Origin of the sequence: Microbacterium sp. NPDC079176 (assembly GCF_040686675.1) — a bacterium.
Lineage (GTDB): Bacteria > Actinomycetota > Actinomycetes > Actinomycetales > Microbacteriaceae > Microbacterium.
Genome location: NZ_JBFBLM010000003.1, coordinates 380,601 through 395,678, shown reverse-complemented (window position 1 = coordinate 395,678; position 15,078 = coordinate 380,601). Strand labels below are relative to the sequence as shown.

General features: G+C 67.4%; 17 protein-coding genes, 1 tRNA gene and 1 riboswitch. Of the genes, 12 read left to right on the top strand and 6 right to left on the bottom strand.

Features of this window, described 5'->3' with window-relative positions; all coding sequences use genetic code 11:
• Positions 1 to 59: 59 nt before the first annotated feature.
• Positions 60 to 575 (top strand): methylated-DNA--[protein]-cysteine S-methyltransferase, encoded by a 516-nt coding sequence (locus AB0P11_RS09330; RefSeq protein WP_053097213.1) that lies wholly within the window; start codon positions 60 to 62, stop codon positions 573 to 575.
• A gap of 59 nt (positions 576 to 634) precedes the next feature.
• Here AB0P11_RS09330 and AB0P11_RS09325 read toward each other — a convergent pair whose 3' ends face one another.
• Both AB0P11_RS09325 and AB0P11_RS09320 read right to left on the bottom strand, forming a co-directional pair.
• Positions 635 to 2,272: a cation acetate symporter gene (locus AB0P11_RS09325; RefSeq protein ID WP_056279927.1), complete on the bottom strand. Its 1,638-nt coding sequence runs from the start codon at positions 2,270 to 2,272 to the stop codon at positions 635 to 637.
• On the bottom strand, positions 2,269 to 2,616 hold the full coding sequence (locus AB0P11_RS09320; RefSeq protein WP_053097216.1) for a DUF485 domain-containing protein: 348 nt from the start codon (positions 2,614 to 2,616) through the stop codon (positions 2,269 to 2,271). Before AB0P11_RS09320 ends, AB0P11_RS09325 begins: the two co-directional genes overlap by 4 nt.
• Before the next feature lie 110 nt (positions 2,617 to 2,726).
• Here AB0P11_RS09320 and AB0P11_RS09315 point away from each other — a divergent pair, with 110 nt between their 5' ends.
• The 3 genes from AB0P11_RS09315 to AB0P11_RS09305 all read left to right on the top strand — a co-directional run bounded on the left by AB0P11_RS09315 (position 2,727) and on the right by AB0P11_RS09305 (position 4,457).
• Positions 2,727 to 3,584 (top strand): LuxR C-terminal-related transcriptional regulator, encoded by an 858-nt coding sequence (locus tag AB0P11_RS09315; RefSeq protein ID WP_053097217.1) that lies wholly within the window; start codon positions 2,727 to 2,729, stop codon positions 3,582 to 3,584.
• An 86-nt stretch (positions 3,585 to 3,670) separates the two neighbouring features.
• A riboswitch (guanidine-III (ykkC-III) riboswitch) is annotated at positions 3,671 to 3,738 on the top strand.
• Positions 3,739 to 3,748: 10 nt separating this feature from the next.
• On the top strand, positions 3,749 to 4,075 hold the full coding sequence (locus AB0P11_RS09310) for a multidrug efflux SMR transporter (RefSeq protein ID WP_053097219.1): 327 nt from the start codon (positions 3,749 to 3,751) through the stop codon (positions 4,073 to 4,075).
• Between the two features lie 37 nt (positions 4,076 to 4,112).
• Entirely contained in the window at positions 4,113 to 4,457 is a 345-nt protein-coding gene (locus tag AB0P11_RS09305; RefSeq protein WP_053097221.1) for an Lsr2 family protein, read from the top strand.
• 1 nt (position 4,458) lies between these two features.
• Here the strand turns inward: AB0P11_RS09305 and AB0P11_RS09300 are convergent, their stop codons facing one another.
• Entirely contained in the window at positions 4,459 to 5,103 is a 645-nt protein-coding gene (locus tag AB0P11_RS09300; protein WP_363521429.1) for a MarR family transcriptional regulator, read from the bottom strand.
• 76 nt (positions 5,104 to 5,179) lie between these two features.
• Here AB0P11_RS09300 and idi point away from each other — a divergent pair, with 76 nt between their 5' ends.
• From idi to AB0P11_RS09260, 8 genes are read left to right on the top strand one after another with little or no spacing between them, the layout of a single operon-like run.
• Positions 5,180 to 5,701, top strand: a complete 522-nt coding sequence (idi, locus tag AB0P11_RS09295) for an isopentenyl-diphosphate Delta-isomerase (protein WP_056279923.1) — start codon at positions 5,180 to 5,182, stop codon at positions 5,699 to 5,701.
• Between the two features lie 2 nt (positions 5,702 to 5,703).
• Positions 5,704 to 6,795 (top strand): polyprenyl synthetase family protein, encoded by a 1,092-nt coding sequence (locus tag AB0P11_RS09290; RefSeq protein ID WP_363521426.1) that lies wholly within the window; start codon positions 5,704 to 5,706, stop codon positions 6,793 to 6,795.
• Entirely contained in the window at positions 6,792 to 7,697 is a 906-nt protein-coding gene (locus AB0P11_RS09285; protein ID WP_363521423.1) for a squalene/phytoene synthase family protein, read from the top strand. Before AB0P11_RS09290 ends, AB0P11_RS09285 begins: the two co-directional genes overlap by 4 nt.
• Positions 7,694 to 9,295, top strand: coding sequence for a phytoene desaturase family protein (crtI, locus tag AB0P11_RS09280; protein ID WP_363521420.1), 1,602 nt, complete (start codon positions 7,694 to 7,696; stop codon positions 9,293 to 9,295). Before AB0P11_RS09285 ends, crtI begins: the two co-directional genes overlap by 4 nt.
• A complete protein-coding gene (locus AB0P11_RS09275) occupies positions 9,295 to 9,636 on the top strand; it encodes a lycopene cyclase domain-containing protein (RefSeq protein ID WP_072591598.1) in 342 nt (113 codons plus the stop codon). The genes crtI and AB0P11_RS09275 overlap by 1 nt, the downstream gene beginning before the upstream one ends.
• Entirely contained in the window at positions 9,633 to 9,977 is a 345-nt protein-coding gene (locus AB0P11_RS09270; protein WP_053097231.1) for a lycopene cyclase domain-containing protein, read from the top strand. The genes AB0P11_RS09275 and AB0P11_RS09270 overlap by 4 nt, the downstream gene beginning before the upstream one ends.
• Entirely contained in the window at positions 9,974 to 10,861 is an 888-nt protein-coding gene (locus AB0P11_RS09265; protein ID WP_056279918.1) for a prenyltransferase, read from the top strand. The genes AB0P11_RS09270 and AB0P11_RS09265 overlap by 4 nt, the downstream gene beginning before the upstream one ends.
• Before the next feature lie 37 nt (positions 10,862 to 10,898).
• Positions 10,899 to 13,085, top strand: coding sequence for an MMPL family transporter (locus AB0P11_RS09260; protein ID WP_053097235.1), 2,187 nt, complete (start codon positions 10,899 to 10,901; stop codon positions 13,083 to 13,085).
• 4 nt (positions 13,086 to 13,089) lie between these two features.
• On the opposite strand, the gene AB0P11_RS09255 is transcribed toward AB0P11_RS09260, so the two are convergent.
• The 3 genes from AB0P11_RS09255 to AB0P11_RS09245 all read right to left on the bottom strand — a co-directional run bounded on the left by AB0P11_RS09255 (position 13,090) and on the right by AB0P11_RS09245 (position 14,752).
• Positions 13,090 to 13,163: transfer RNA gene (locus AB0P11_RS09255), tRNA-Arg, on the bottom strand.
• 41 nt (positions 13,164 to 13,204) lie between these two features.
• Positions 13,205 to 13,702 carry an HNH endonuclease gene (locus tag AB0P11_RS09250; RefSeq protein WP_053099198.1) on the bottom strand — a complete coding sequence of 166 codons (498 nt, stop codon included), beginning with the start codon at positions 13,700 to 13,702 and terminating at the stop codon, positions 13,205 to 13,207.
• A 330-nt stretch (positions 13,703 to 14,032) separates the two neighbouring features.
• Complete coding sequence (locus AB0P11_RS09245; RefSeq protein ID WP_053099199.1) at positions 14,033 to 14,752, bottom strand: M23 family metallopeptidase; 720 nt, start codon at positions 14,750 to 14,752, stop codon at positions 14,033 to 14,035.
• Positions 14,753 to 15,078 lie beyond the last annotated feature (326 nt).

The window sequence follows — 15,078 nt, the reverse complement described above, 5'->3', positions numbered from 1 at the left end:
CTCCCCCGGTCGCGCTCGTGGGGACGCCCCCGCACCCCCGCTCCGGTCAGTATGGAGGCATGACCTTCCGCTATGACTTCGCACCGACTCCGTTCGGCGACGCCCTCGCGGTGTTCTCCGACGAGGGGCTCGTCCGATTCGACCTCTCGGAGTCGAATGATCCATCGGTTCCCTGGCTCCTCGAGAACGTCGCGAGCCAGCTCCGGGCCGTCCCGGAACCCGACCCCGGTGCGGCAGACGAGGTCACCGAACTCCTCGACGCGTACTTCGGTGGATCGCCGGTGCGATTCCACGATCACCTGGCGCTCGACTGGCGCCTCATCGACGGGTTCGCGCGCACGGCGCTGCAGACCATCACCACCATCGAATGGGGAGAGACGATCAGCTACGGTGAGGTCGCGGTGCTGGCCGGGCGCCCCGGTGCCGCGCGGGCCGTCGGCACCGCCTGCCGTCTCAGTCCCTTCTCCATCGTCGTCCCCGTCCACCGCGTGGTGCGGTCGGATGGCACGACGGGTCAGTACGGCGCGCATCCCGAGCGCAAGAGGTTCCTTCTCGACCTCGAGTCGCACGGCTGACCGCACACGGGGACCCCGACGAGTAGGCCGTCGGGGTCCCCGTTCGCGTCATCGGCCGCTCAGTGGTCGACGGCCTTCTCGGCCCCGAAACCGGTGAGCGAGCGCACTTCCATCTCGGCCGCCAGGAGCGGCGACTCCTTGGTCCGGCTCGTGACCGTCCCGAGCCAGCCGAGGAAGAAGCCGAGCGGGATCGACACGATTCCCGGATTGTTCATCGGCCACAGCACGATGTCGATCCCGGGGATCATCGAGGTCGGCGACCCGGAGAACACCGGCGACAGGATGATCAGGATGATCGCCGCGGCGAGGCCGCCGTACATGCTCCAGACCGCACCGCGGGTGTTGAACCGTCGCCAGAACAGCGAGTAGAGGATCGTCGGCAGATTCGCCGAGGCGGCGACCGCGAACGCGAGCGCCACCAGGAAGGCGATGTTCTGCCCCTGCGCACCGATGCCGCCCACGATCGCGAGGATGCCGATCACGACCACCGTTCGGCGTGCGACGCGCACCTCGCCGTTGGGATCCGGCTCGACGGGGTTTCCGGCCGAGTCCTTCTTCCCCTTCTGGATCACGTTCGCATAGATGTCGTGCGCGAACGAGGCTGCTGCCGTGATCGTGAGTCCGGCCACCACCGCGAGGATGGTCGCGAAGGCGACGGCCGAGATGAACCCGAGGAGGACCGGCCCGCCGAGATACAGGGCGAGCAGCGGCGCCGCCGAGTTCGGCCCGCCGGGTGCCGCCGCGATCACGTCCGCGCCGACGAGCGCGCCTGCTCCGTAGCCGAGCACCAGTGTCAGCAGGTAGAAGCCGCCGATCAGCCAGATCGCCCACACCACCGAACGACGAGCCTCCTTGGCGGTGGGGACCGTGTAGAAGCGCATCAGCACGTGCGGGAGCCCCGCCGTTCCGAGCACGAGAGCCATGCCGAGAGAGACGAAGTCCCAGGGGTTCGCTCCGTACTGCAGTCCCGGCGCGAGGATCGCGTCGCCCTTGTCCGAATTCGCCACAGCCGCCTCGAGCAGCGTGTTGAGGCTGAATCCGTTGATCGCCAGCACCCAGATCGTCATCGCGATCGCACCGCCGATGAGCAGGAACGCCTTGACGATCTGCACCCAGGTCGTACCCTTCATGCCGCCGATGAGGACGTAGACGATCATCAGTACGCCGACGACGGCGATCACGATCGACTGACCGAGTCGGCCGTCGATTCCGAGCAGCAGGGAGACCAGCCCGCCGGCTCCCGCCATCTGGGCGAGCAGGTAGAAGAAGCACACTGCGAGCGTGGTGATCGCTGCCGCCATGCGCACTGGCCGCTGCTTCAGTCGGAACGACAGGACGTCGGCCATCGTGAACTTGCCGGTGTTGCGCATCAGCTCGGCGACGAGAAGCAGTGCGACGAGCCAGGCGACGAGGAATCCGATCGAATACAGGAAGCCGTCGTAGCCGTTGATCGCGATCGCACCGCAGATCCCGAGGAAGGATGCCGCAGACAGATAGTCGCCGGCGATCGCGAAACCGTTCTGCGGCCCCGTGAACGAGCGGCCCGCGGCGTAGTAGTCCGCCGCCGTCTTGTTGTTCCGGCTCGCACGGATGACGATGAACAGTGTCACCGCCACGAAGGCGACGAAGATCGAGATGTTGAGAACAGGATTGCTCTCCACCGCGATCTCCCCCGCGGCGGCGTGAATGCGGTTCATGCGTCAGCCTGCGCCTTCTCGAGCTCTTCGCGGATCTCGGTCGCTATCGGATCGAGTCTCCGGTTCGCGAATGCGACGTACCCCATCGTGATCGCGAAGGTGGTGACGAATTGTCCCAACCCCATGAGCAGCCCGACGGTGATATCTCCCCACACTCTCTGCGACATGAATTCGGTCGCGAAGGCGGCGAGCAGGACGTAGACGAAATACCAGATGAGGAAGAATGCCGCGAGCGGGAAGATGAATGAGCGCTGCGTCTTCTTCAGTTCGCGGAATCGTGGTGATTCCTCGACAGCGATGTAGTCGATCGCTCCCGGCGAATCTGCCGTCGGATGGTCGGTCATGGGGCCTCCTTGCCTCATGTTCTGCGGCTCGCCCCGCAGTGCCAGGCGAATGATAGGGTCGACGCTACGAAACGGGGACACAGCGCCGTCACCCCCGAAAGTAGGTAGTCGTGAGCACATCGACCGAGATGGAATCAGAGACCGAGCTCGTCGCCAGAGCAGTGCGCGAGCTCGCGCAGCGCACCCGGTTCCCGGTCGCCTTCGGCGGCCTGATCGATGAGGGCGTGGTCAGCGTCACCAGCATCGTCGGAAACCGCACGCACAGCCTCGACGGGTTGCGCGTCAGACCCGAACGCGGTCTCGGCGGACGGGCGATGATGGAGCTGCGCCCTCGCATGACGAGCGACTACGGGTCATCGCAGCAGATCACGCACGACTACGACGTGTTCGTGCTCGGCGAGGGCCTCAGGACTCTGCTGGCCCTGCCGATCGTCGTGAGCGGCCGTCCCCGAGGAGTCCTGTACGCGGGGGCCTGGGACCGGACACCCGTCGGCGGCGTGACCACGGCGCCGGCGATGCAGGTCGCACAGTCCGTCGCAGAGGAGCTCCGAGTTCGCGACGAGGTGGAACGTCGCCTTCGCTCGGTCACGCCGTCGTCCGCATCCGTCCCCCCGCGCCATCGCGAAGAGCTGCGGGAGAGCTTCGCCGAGCTTCGCAGCATCGCGGCATCCGTCGATGATGCGGATCTTCGGGCGCGCATCGCACAGGTGGAGCAGCGCCTCGTGATGCTCGCGGACGACGCGGTCTCCACCGGCACCGGGCCGATCCCGACGGTTCATCTCTCCCGCCGCGAGACCGATGTGCTCGCCTGCGCCGCCCTCGGCGCGACGAATGCGGAGATCGGCGGGCAGCTCGGCCTTCGCGAGGGCACCGTCAAGGCGTATCTCGGCACGGCGATGTCCAAGCTCGACGCCTCGACCCGCCACGCCGCCGTGGCCAAGGCGCGGCGGGCCGGGCTGCTCCCCTGAGTCACGCGCGGCACTCCGCGGCACAGCGCTGCACAGCGCTGCACAGCGCTGCACAGGCCCTGCTCAGCGCTCACGGCTATCGTGGATACTGGTCGGTGAACCCCGGCCCCGGACGAGGCAGACCAGTACCCGGTGAGCGAAAAGACTGGTCCGAAAGGACCGTCATGTCGTGGATCGTGCTTATCGTCTCCGGAGTCCTCGAAGCTGTATGGGCGACTGCGCTCGGCAAATCCGAGGGATTCACCAAGCTGTGGCCGAGCATCATATTCGCGGGCGGTCTGATCCTCTCGATGCTCGGGCTCGCATTCGCCATGCGTGATATCGCCACCGGCACCGCCTATGCGGTGTGGGTCGGCATCGGCGCGACTCTGACAGTGGTGTGGGCGATGATCACCGGCGACAGCGACATCTCCTGGCCGCGGATTCTGCTGCTCCTCGGCCTCGTCGGCTGCATCGTCGGCCTGAAATTGATCGACCCTGGTCACGAATAGGACTGCGGGCTCGGATATTCGGCAGTACTGTATTCCCATGGCAAGAAGAATTGTGCACCAGCTGGTTGACGACATCGACGGAAGCATCCTGGAAGTGGGCGAAGGCGAAACGGTCCATTTCTCGCTGAATGGCACTTCTTACGAGATCGATCTGAATTCCGCGCACGCAGAAGAACTGCGCGCGGCATTGGAACCGTATATCTCGGCTGGACGACGGGCCGGCTCGGCGGCCTCGTCGCGGTCAGCAGCACCCCGGAAGCGCGCGGGTCGCAATCCCGAGGTCGCGGCGATCCGCGCCTGGGCGAACGACAACGGCTACACGCTCTCAGAGCGGGGCCGCATTCCCGCCCCGGTCGTCGAGGCGTACAACGCCGCGCACTGACTCAGTCTGAGGTCGCGACTCCTGGTTGAGCCCACGGCTCATCCCGGAGCGTGATCTCCTGGGCCATGTCGGACAGGAACCGGATGACGACGTCACGCTCGTCCGGAGTGAGTCGCGCCGCCGAGTAGAAGCGCTTGGCCTGCTGACGACCCACCGTCTCCATGGCCGCCTGCCGCGTCTCCGGCGTGATGGTGATCGCGAGAGCGCGCCGGTCCGTCGGATGCGGCGCCCGCCGGATATGTCCGCCCTTCTCGAGGCGGTCGAGCAGCTTCGTCGTCGACGCCGTCGATATGCCGAGGTGCGTCGCGATCCCCCCGGGAGTGGCCGTGGCCCCGCGGTTCGCGCACACGATCAGGTAATGCAGTGCGCGCATGTCCGTGTCGTTCAGGCGCATGTAGCGCCGTGAGGCGAGTGACAGCTTCTGCTCCGCGTCGCGGAGCTCACCGAGGGCGCCCATGACGAGCGCGATCTGGCGCAGGTCCTCGGGGTCGACACCTGATCGATCGATCAGAGTGCTCCGCGGATCCGCCGACTCGACGTCGTAGATCGCCGCGTGCGCGAGGCCATCCGGAGAGATCGGGTCCTTGCGAGACAGCACATCGGACGCACCGCTTCCGCGGGGGGTGGCGTCCGGTCCTTCGTGCATGCCATCATGCTACACACGATTGTTTCGTGTTATGTTGATTATTAGCTAAGCTAGCGAAAATCGAGGAGGTTCCCCGTTGGATGAGGTCACCCTCCTCTCTGCAGACGGAGTCGCGATAGGCGTGTTCGCGAAAGACGCGGTACACACCACCGATACTCCTCTTCACCTCGCCTTCTCCTGCCATGTCTTCGACCGGCAGGGGCGTCTTCTCGTCACGCGGCGAGCGCTGACGAAGCGCACCTGGCCCGGCGTCTGGACCAACAGCTTCTGCGGTCACCCCCGCCCGGGCGAGGACATGACACAGGCAGTGCATCGACGCGCGCAGGACGAGCTCGGACTCCGTCTCACCGACATCTCCCTGGTGCTGCCTGACTACCGCTATCGCGCGGTCGACGCGAGCGGGATCGTCGAGAACGAGATCTGCCCCGTGCACGTCGCCATCGCAGACGGCCCCCTCTCCCCCGATCCCGACGAGGTCGCCGAGTGGGCCTGGGTCGATCCGGCCGAGTTCGCCGACGCCGTCATCGGCGCCCCCTTCGCGTACAGTCCCTGGCTCGTGGAGCAGCTGCCCCGGCTGCGCGACCTCGGGGTGGTGTGATCATGACCGCGACCGTGACGCAGACCGCGCCGCGAGAGGACATGAGCACCCGTGTCGAAGAGGTGCTCCGACAGCGCTTCGCCATTCACTGCGAGAACGCCGAGGTGTACGGAGCCGAGTTCGCCGCCCTCTGGCGCGCGACCGCCGACCACGCTCTCGGCGGCAAGCTCGTGCGCCCGCGGCTGCTGCTCGACATCCACCGCGCGCTCGTCCCGACCGCAGGCGAGGACGCGATGATCGGGGCCGTCGACATAGCGACCCATATCGAGCTCCTTCACTATGCCTTCCTCCTTCACGACGACGTCATCGACGGAGACCTGACCCGCCGCAAGCGACCCAACCTGATCGGGCAGCTCGCCGCCGGCACACCGGGCGCCTCCGAGCAGGACGCGCTGCACTGGGCCAGGTCCAGCGCGATCCTGATGGGCGATCTGATGCTCTCGGCCGCGATCATGGGCTTCGCCCGGGCGGATGTGCCGGCGCACACACGAGGACGCCTCCTCGACCTGGTCGAGCAGACGATCCTCGAGACGGTGGCCGGCGAGCACACCGACGTCGCATTGAGCCACGGGATCATCGCCTCCGACGTCGACACCGTCCTGTCGATGAGCGTCTACAAGACGGCCACCTATTCGTTCTCGCTCCCGCTGCGCGCCGCGGCGCTCCTCGCCGACTCCTCCACCTCGGCCGAGAAGACGCTGCAGGCCGTCGGCCGCCATCTGGGTCTCGCCTACCAGCTTCAGGACGACCTGCTCTGCGTCTTCGGCGACCACCGGACACACGGCAAGGACCCCTTCTCCGACCTGAGAGAGGGCAAGGAGACGGCCATCATCGCCTTCGCGCGGTCGACGAGCGCCTGGCACGACATCGAACCGCGGTTCGGTTCGGCGGACCTCAGCCTGCAGGACGCCACCTCGATGCGCGATCTGCTCCGCGAGTGCGGAGCGGAGCGATTCGTGATCGGCCTCATCGGCGATCAGCTCGACGCGGTCTACGCCCTGCTGTCCGAGGCGGAGCTCGCCGGCGAGATCAGCTCGGATGCCGCACGGTCGATCCTCGTCTCCACCTCCCGCCTCGAAGGGCGTCACGCATGACCCCGAACCCTCACGACGCATCGGGTGCGAGTCTGGGGCGGTTCAACCGCGCCGCCGACACCGCATCCACCGAGGTCATCCGCACATATTCGACATCCTTCGGACTCGCGACGCGCCTGCTCGGCGAGAGACACCGTCAGCACGTGCGCAACATCTACGCGATGGTGCGCATCGCAGACGAGATCGTCGACGGAGTCGCCGCCCAGGCGGGGCTCGACGAGTCGGCGCAGAGCGGAGCGCTCGCGTCGTACGTCTCGGAGACGCACCGGGCGATGCGCGTGGGGTACAGCACGGACCTCGTCCTGCACGCCTTCGCGCGAACGGCGAGGGAGTGCGGGATCGGCGAAGATCTCACGCAGCCGTTCTTCGACTCGATGGCCGCCGACATCGCTGCGGAGTCGCACTTCACGTCCTACGACGCGGCGGCTCATGAGCGCTACGTCTACGGCTCTGCCGAGGTGGTCGGCTTGATGTGCCTGCGCGTCTTCCTGCGGGACGAGCGGCGCACCGACAGAGAGCTCGAGACCCTGACGCACGGAGCACGGCAGCTCGGTGCGGCATTTCAGAACGTGAACTTCCTGCGCGACCTCGCGGATGACACGGATCGACTGCAGCGCGGTTACCTCGGCGACGGCGGCCGCCTCACCGACGGCGATCGGGACGAGTGGGTGCGCACGATCACGGCGCAGCTCGATGATGCGGCGCGCTCGATCCCGCTGCTGCCCAAGGACTCTCGCGCCGCGGTCCGCAGCGCACTCGCGCTGTTCGCCGCTCTCACGCGCCGGGTCGCGAAGACTCCGGCCTCGAGTCTCTACGAGCAGCGGGTGCGCGTACCCGATCCGGTGAAGGCGATGCTGGCCGCGCGCTCGGTGCTCGTGACCGCGATGGAGCGGAGCCGATGAGCCGGGTAGCGGTCATCGGCGCAGGCGTCGCCGGTCTCGCCGTCGCCGGGCTGCTCGCCCGTGACGGCCACGATGTGACCGTCTATGAGAAGAACGGCCGTGTCGGTGGTCGTGCAGGCACCATCGAGCGCGACGGCTTCCGCTTCGACTCCGGGCCCTCGTGGTACCTCATGCCCGAGGTGTTCGATCACTTCTTCGAGATGATGGGCACCTCGACCCAGGAGCAGCTCGATCTGACCCTCCTCGATCCCGGGTATCGCGTATTCCGGGCGCCGCTCGCGGACGGGCGCACGGCGCCGTCCGTCACGGTTCCCACCGGTCGTGACGCGGTCTCGCGCCTCTTCGAGTCACGCGAGCCCGGCGCCGCACAGGCCCTGGATGCCTACCTCGACTCGGCGCACGACGCCCGTGTGATGGCCGAGCGCTATTTCCTCTACAACCCGTTCACGAGGCTGCGCACGCTGATGACACCGGAGGTGCTGCGCGCACTCCCCCGTCTCTTCAGTCTGCTGGGCACACGCCTGCAGTCATTCGCCGCGCGGCGTTTCCGTGACCCGGTCATCCGGCAGCTGCTCGGGTACCCCGCCGTGTTCCTCGGCACGGACCCCCGCACCGCACCGGCGATGTACCACCTCATGAGCGCTCTCGACCTCGATGAGGGCGTCAGCTACCCCCAGGGCGGATTCTGGCGCGTCGTCGAGCGCATCGCGGAGCTCGCGGAGGCGGCCGGAGCCGAGATCGTGCTGGATGCCGATGTCACGGCGATCAGCACCGGCGTCCGGTCGGGCGCTCCGACCGTCACGGGCATCGAGTGGCGCGACGCCGACGGAATCGCGCACCGGGCCGAGGCGGACATCGTGGTGTCCGGCGCCGATCTCCACCACACCGAGACGGCGCTGCTGCCGCCGCACCTGCGCACCTACCCCGATTCCTGGTGGCAGCAGCGCACGAGCGGTCCCGGCGCCGTGCTGGTGATGCTCGGCATCCGTGGTTCCGTCCCCGAGCTGCCGCATCATTCCCTGTTCTTCACGGAGGACTGGGATGCGAACTTCGACGCGATCTTCGGCGACGACCCCGAGATCCCCTCGCCCGCCTCGATCTATGTCTGCCGCCCGAGCGCGACCGACCGCACAGTGGCCCCCGAGGGCCACGAGAACCTGTTCGTGCTCGTGCCGATCCCCGCCGACACGGCGTTGGGAGCGGGCGGCTCCGACGGTGCAGGCTCCGCCGCGATCGAGCAGGCCGCGGATGCGGCGATCGACCAGATCGCGAGCTGGGCCGGCATCCACGACCTGCGTGAGCGCATCGTGGTGCGCGAGACCAAGGGCCCCGCGGACTTCCTCGAGGACTACAACTCGTGGCGCGGCGGGATGCTGGGGCCGGCGCACATCCTGTCCCAGAGCGCGATGTTCCGTGCTCAGAACGAGTCGCGCCAGGTGTCGGGCCTGTACTACGCGGGTGCCACGACCGCGCCGGGCGTGGGGGTGCCGATGTGCCTCATCAGCGCGGAGATCGTTCTCAAGCGCATCCGCGGCGACCATTCCAGCGGCCCTCTCGATGTCACGGCCCCGGCAGGGTCGACCCGCGGGGAATCCTGATGGGCTTCCTGTATCTCGCGCTCCTGCTCATCACGCTCGGCTGCATGCTGCTGCTCGACCGGCGGTTCCGACTCTTCTTCTGGAGCGACGCGGTGACCGCGGCGATCGTCACGGCGATCGGACTCGCCTTCTTCCTCGCGTGGGACGTCGCCGGCATCGTCGGAGGGATCTTCTTCCGGGGCGAGGCCGCCGTCGCGACGGGGATCGTCCTCGCCCCCGAGCTCCCCATCGAAGAGCCTGTCTTCCTGCTCTTCCTCGTCGTCTGCACCATGGTCGTCTACACCGGGGCTGTGCGGATCCTCACCCGACTGCGCCGACGCCCGGCGGAGGTCGCCTCGTGACCTACATCGAGCTCTCCGCATGGTTCGTCGGCGTCGCCGTCGTGGCGGCCGCCGTTCTCTCCGTGGTCGCTGGTCGGAACAGAGCCCATCTCGGCGCGATCGCCGCGACCGTCGTCGTGCTCTTCCTCCTCACCGCCGTCTTCGACACCGTCATGATCGCCACCGGACTGTTCCACTACTCCCCCGATCACCTCCTCGGGGTGCACATCGGTCTCGCACCGCTCGAGGACTTCGCCTATCCGCTCGCAGGGGCCGTGCTGCTGCCGACCCTGTGGGCAGCGCTGCGCGCACGTCGACGCGCTCGCGCCGGCCTCCGAGGCGCCGAGGAGGATCCCTCGTGAGCTCCTCGACCCGCGGATCCACCGGTCGCGACGCCCGGCAGATCGTCCTCTCCTCCCGCCCCATCAGCTGGATCAACACGGCATTCCCCTTCGCGGCCGCCTACCTCCTCAGCACGCGCGAGATCGACCTGACGCTGATCATCGGCACCCTCTACTTCCTCGTGCCGTACAACCTGGCCATGTACGGCATCAACGACGTGTTCGATTACGCGTCCGACCTCGCCAACCCGCGCAAGGGCGGGATTGAGGGCGCGCTTCTCGCCCCCCGCATACACCGCGCGACCCTGTGGGCGGCGGTCGTGACGAACGTCCCGTTCCTGGTCTACCTCGTGGCGGTCGGGAATCCCGCATCCTGGCTCTGGCTCGCGATCAGCGTGTTCGCGGTGATCGCCTACTCCGCACCCGGGCTCCGGTTCAAAGAGCGGCCGTTCCTGGATTCGACGACCTCGAGCCTGCACTTCGTCACTCCGGCGATCGTGGGGCTGACCCTTGCCGAGGGCGCCGTCACCTCGACAGCGGTCATCGTGCTGCTCGCGTTCTTCCTGTGGGGCATGGCCGCGCACGCCTTCGGAGCGGTGCAGGACATCGCACCCGACCGCGAAGGGGGCATCGGCTCGATCGCGACCGTGATCGGAGCACGGGCGACCGTACGGCTGTCGATCGCGCTGTGGGCACTCGCCGGCATCGCCATGCTGTTCACGTCCTGGCCGGCACCCTTGGGCGCCGCACTCGCGCTGCCGTACATCGTCAACGCCGCACCCTGGTGGAACGTCACCGACGACACATCGGCGGGGACCAACCGCGCGTGGCGACGCTTCATCTTCCTCAACTACTTCGCCGGGTTCCTCGCGACGATGATCCTCATCCTCGCCTGGGTCTCCTGACGCACCCCGATCCCCTGCACCTTCCGAGAGGAATCTGATGTCCACCCCTGAGCACGCGCCCACCCCGCCGACCCGAGAGCGCACGCGTCGGCACTCCTGGGCGCGCGTCTTCATCCCCGTCGCCCTCATCCTCATCTGGCTGGTGGGCGCAGGGCTCGGCGGCCCGCTGTTCGGCAAGGTCGACGAGGTCTCATCGAACGATCAGACGAGCTACCTGCCTGAGTCGGCCGATGCGACGCAGGTGCAGAAGCTCCTCGGCGAGTTCAACGACAGCGATGCCATTCCGGCGATCGCGGTGTTCGTCGCCGATGACGAGCTGTCGGAGTCAGACCTCCAGACCATCTCGGATGCGGTGGCCGACGCGCCCTCCGTCGAGGGCGTGAGCGAAGACGTCTCTCCCGCTCTGACGTCGGACGACGGCAAGGCCGTCCAGGCGTTCATCCCGATCGAGGGCGACGCGGAACTCGCCGACGCGATCGATGCACTCGGCACTCAGCTGCGGGATGCCGCGCCTGACGGCGTCACCGTCTACATCACGGGTCCCGCAGGATTCAGCGCCGACCTCGTCGCCGGGTTCGCCGGCATCGACGGCCTCCTCCTGGGCGTGGCCCTGCTCGCGGTGCTCGTCATCCTCGTGCTGGTCTACCGCTCGTTCCTGCTGCCGATCGTCGTGCTCTCGACGAGCCTCTTCGCACTCTGCGTCGCGCTCCTCGTGGTCTGGTGGCTGGCGAAGTTCGAGGTGCTGCTGCTCAGCGGCCAGACCCAGGGCATCCTCTTCATCCTGGTCATCGGAGCGGCCACCGACTACGCGCTGCTCTTCGTGGCGCGGTTCCGCGAAGAGCTGCGCGTCACCCGAGACAAGGGGGCCGCCGTGCTGGCGGCCTGGAAGGGCTCCTTCGAGCCGATCGTGGCCTCCGGCGGGACTGTCATCGCCGGACTGCTCTGTCTGCTGCTCAGCGACCTCAAGTCGAACAGCACCCTCGGTCCGGTGGCCGCCATCGGCATCGTGTTCGCGATGCTCGCCGCGCTCACACTGCTGCCGGCTCTCCTGCTGTTGTTCGGCCGCGCGGTGTTCTGGCCCCGTCGCCCGAAGTTCGAGCCCGAGGTCGTCGCCGACGAGCACGGCATGCGCAAGACGGGCCTGTGGGCACGGCTCGCGAACCTCATCACCCGCCGCCCTCGCGTCATCTGGATCGTGACGACCCTGGTGCTGCTCGCCGGCGCTTCGGGCGTCCTGCAGCTGAACGCCGTCGGCGTGCCCCAGTCCGATCTCGTGCTCGGCGCGTCCGAGGCGCGCGACGGTCAGGTGGCTCTGGGCGAGCACTTCCCCGGCGGCTCCGGCAGTCCCGTGTACGTGGTCGTCGCGGAGGACGAGCTGCAGGATGCCGCCGACGTGCTGCTGGCCGACGATGGAATCGACGGGGTCTCTGTCACGGCCGCTGACTCGCCGAGCGGTTCGGCGCCGGTCACGGAAGACGGCCTGGTCGCCGTCGGCCCTCCCGGGACCCCGGTGCCCGAGCCCACCGTCGTCGACGGAGACGTTCTTCTTCAGGGCACTCTGACCGACGCGGCCGACTCTGACGCGGCTGCCGCGACGGTGCGGGACCTGCGCACCCAGCTGGACGAGCTCGATGCTCTGGTCGGCGGAGTGACGGCGACCGCGATCGACACGAACGACGCCTCGATCCATGACCGCAACCTGATCATCCCGGTCGTCCTGGTCGTGATCATGCTGATCCTGATGCTGCTGCTGCGGTCGATCCTCGCGCCGGTGCTGCTCATCATCACCACGGTGCTGTCGTTCGGCACGGCGATGGGCGTCTCGGCGCTGGTCTTCAACGGAGTGTTCGACTTCCCCGGTGCCGATCCTGCGGTTCCCCTCTACGGATTCGTGTTCCTCGTGGCACTCGGCATCGACTACAACATCTTCCTGATGACGAGGGTGCGCGAGGAGTCGCTCGAGCACGGCACACGCGAAGGCGTGCTTCGCGGACTCTCGATCACCGGCGGCGTGATCACGTCTGCGGGTCTCGTACTCGCAGCGACCTTCGCCGCCCTGTCGGTGATCCCCATCCTGTTCCTCGCGCAGCTCGCGTTCATCGTCGCGTTCGGAGTGCTGCTCGACACCTTCGTGGTGCGCTCGCTGCTCGTGCCGGCACTCGCCTACGACCTGGGTCGAGTGATCTGGTGGCCGTCGAAGCTGTGGCGCAACGGCCGTGACTGAGATGTGCCCTCGACTGGATTCGAACCAGCGACCTGCCCTTTAGGAGAGGGCTGCTCTATCCTGCTGAGCTACGGGGGCGAGGATTCCATTCTAGAGGAAGCCCCGCCCCCGCCTTCCGTTCACGCGGCGAGTGCCAGGTACGGCTCCCATCGCGGGTCGCTCCGCTCCGTGCCGCGGACCGTCCACGCCGTCCCGTGCGGAGGACGAGGTGCGAACCTCAGTTCCCAGCGCATCTCCTGCGGCGTGCGGTCGCTCTTGGTGTTGTTGCAGCGCAGGCAGCACGCGACGAGGTTCTCCCACGAATCAGCCCCTCCGCGCGAACGCGGCATCACGTGGTCGATGGTCGAGGCGGCCTTGCCGCAGTACCCGCAGCGGTGGTTGTCACGGCGGAGGACGCCCCGCCGTGTGACCGGGACGCGTCTGCTGATCGGAATGCGCACATACCGCGAGAGGACGATGACGGCAGGACGGTCGTAGACGCCGTGACTGCCCCAGACGGGGTCGTCCTCGACACGTTCGATGACCGTCGCCTTGTCGTTCATGACCAGGACCAGGGCTCTCTTGAACGACACGATCGCGAGCGGTTCGTATCCTGCGTTCAGTACAAGTGTGCGCATCGTCATCCTCTCGATCCGCCGGGACGGCTTCCCGGCACTCTCGACTCACACGAAGCCGCACAGGACGGAAGCGTTCGCGGGGATGAAAAAAAGGCGCTGTCTACAGACAGCGCCTCATGCGCACGGCAAGACCGTGGCGTCCCTGCGGACGATGCAGAAGGACGTGACGACCGAGGGCATCCATGGTTCGGATGTTCGGTATTCGCTCCATCAGCTTCTCCCGACTATGCGACAACGGGTTCAGGCTAACCCATCAGCAGCACAGGAGGGTCAAACTGCGGGTGAACGCACGAAGGCGTGTCCGCGAGGGAAAGATGAAGGTGCGAGCGATCAGCCCGCGTTGGCGCCGAGCCAGGCGATCGGCTCCATGAGGCCGCCGTTGACCCAGACCTCGAAGTGCAGGTGGTTGGCTGTCGAGCGTCCGGTGCTGCCGACGAAGCCGATGAGCTGTCCGGCGGCGACGGTCTGCCCCGCCTGGACCTGACGCGAACCGTAGATCATGTGACCATAGGTCGTCTGCACGCGCTGACCGCCCACGACGCTGTCGAGCATGACGGCGACGCCGTATCCGCCGATGCTCTCGGCAGAGGCACGGACGACGCCCGCAGCCGCAGCGTAGATCGGGGTGCCGGCCGGGGCGAGCATGTCGGCGCCCTGGTGAGCGCCGCCGACGGTGCGGCTGACGTTGTAGGAACCCTGAGGAAGCGGGTACCGGACCTCGCCGGAACCGGGCGACACCAGCGCGTAGCGACCGATGTCGAAGCTGGTGTTCGACGCAGAGGCGACGGAGGCTGCAGCGGCGGCCGCGCGGGCCTTCGCGGCCTCTTCGGCCTTCTTCTTTTCGATCTCGTCCGGAGTCGTGGCGCTGAAGGTACCGCGACTCAGCGGAGCGGCGGTCGCGTCGGACGCGACGACCAGAGACTGGGCGTCGACAGCAGCGAGCTGCTGGACGGTCGCCGCGGTCTCTGCCGGCTTCGATGCGGCGTAGGCGGGAAGAGCGACAGCAGCGACGAGAGCACCGACGGCCCCGAAGATGGCGATCGAACGCAAGGGCTTAACGACCTTGCGAGCGTCGACGCGGCTGCGAGAGCTGCGGGCGACTGCTCGATCTTCAGTTGTCTTCTCGGGCGATTCGATGTCTTTGGCCAAAACTTAGTCCTCCTGCGCCTGCACGCTCGGGAAGCGCTGGCTCGTCGGCACTCTGCTCTCGTGGCACGTATGTAGCTCGGGTACGTTGTGCGGTCTGACCGGGAGGTCGACGAGCCTGGAAGGCGAATCCTCTCGGGTGTCGTCAGCGGGCTTCTTCGACGACTCGTCCGAGGTTACCGGAAGATAACGATCCTGTCACCCTGCGAACCTGGCAATCCTCGGAGAGG

What these genes read in the sequence shown, in the direction of transcription:
- AB0P11_RS09330 (WP_053097213.1), top strand. Translation starts at nt 60, where the DNA reads ATGACCTTCCGCTATGACTTCGCACCGACTCCGTTCGGCGACGCCCTC.
- AB0P11_RS09325 (WP_056279927.1), bottom strand. Translation starts at nt 2,272, where the DNA reads ATGAACCGCATTCACGCCGCCGCGGGGGAGATCGCGGTGGAGAGCAAT.
- AB0P11_RS09320 (WP_053097216.1), bottom strand. Translation starts at nt 2,616, where the DNA reads ATGACCGACCATCCGACGGCAGATTCGCCGGGAGCGATCGACTACATC.
- AB0P11_RS09310 (WP_053097219.1), top strand. Translation starts at nt 3,749, where the DNA reads ATGTCGTGGATCGTGCTTATCGTCTCCGGAGTCCTCGAAGCTGTATGG.
- AB0P11_RS09305 (WP_053097221.1), top strand. Translation starts at nt 4,113, where the DNA reads ATGGCAAGAAGAATTGTGCACCAGCTGGTTGACGACATCGACGGAAGC.
- AB0P11_RS09300 (WP_363521429.1), bottom strand. Translation starts at nt 5,103, where the DNA reads ATGCACGAAGGACCGGACGCCACCCCCCGCGGAAGCGGTGCGTCCGAT.
- AB0P11_RS09290 (WP_363521426.1), top strand. Translation starts at nt 5,704, where the DNA reads ATGACCGCGACCGTGACGCAGACCGCGCCGCGAGAGGACATGAGCACC.
- AB0P11_RS09285 (WP_363521423.1), top strand. Translation starts at nt 6,792, where the DNA reads ATGACCCCGAACCCTCACGACGCATCGGGTGCGAGTCTGGGGCGGTTC.
- crtI (WP_363521420.1), top strand. Translation starts at nt 7,694, where the DNA reads ATGAGCCGGGTAGCGGTCATCGGCGCAGGCGTCGCCGGTCTCGCCGTC.
- AB0P11_RS09275 (WP_072591598.1), top strand. Translation starts at nt 9,295, where the DNA reads ATGGGCTTCCTGTATCTCGCGCTCCTGCTCATCACGCTCGGCTGCATG.
- AB0P11_RS09260 (WP_053097235.1), top strand. Translation starts at nt 10,899, where the DNA reads ATGTCCACCCCTGAGCACGCGCCCACCCCGCCGACCCGAGAGCGCACG.
- AB0P11_RS09250 (WP_053099198.1), bottom strand. Translation starts at nt 13,702, where the DNA reads ATGCGCACACTTGTACTGAACGCAGGATACGAACCGCTCGCGATCGTG.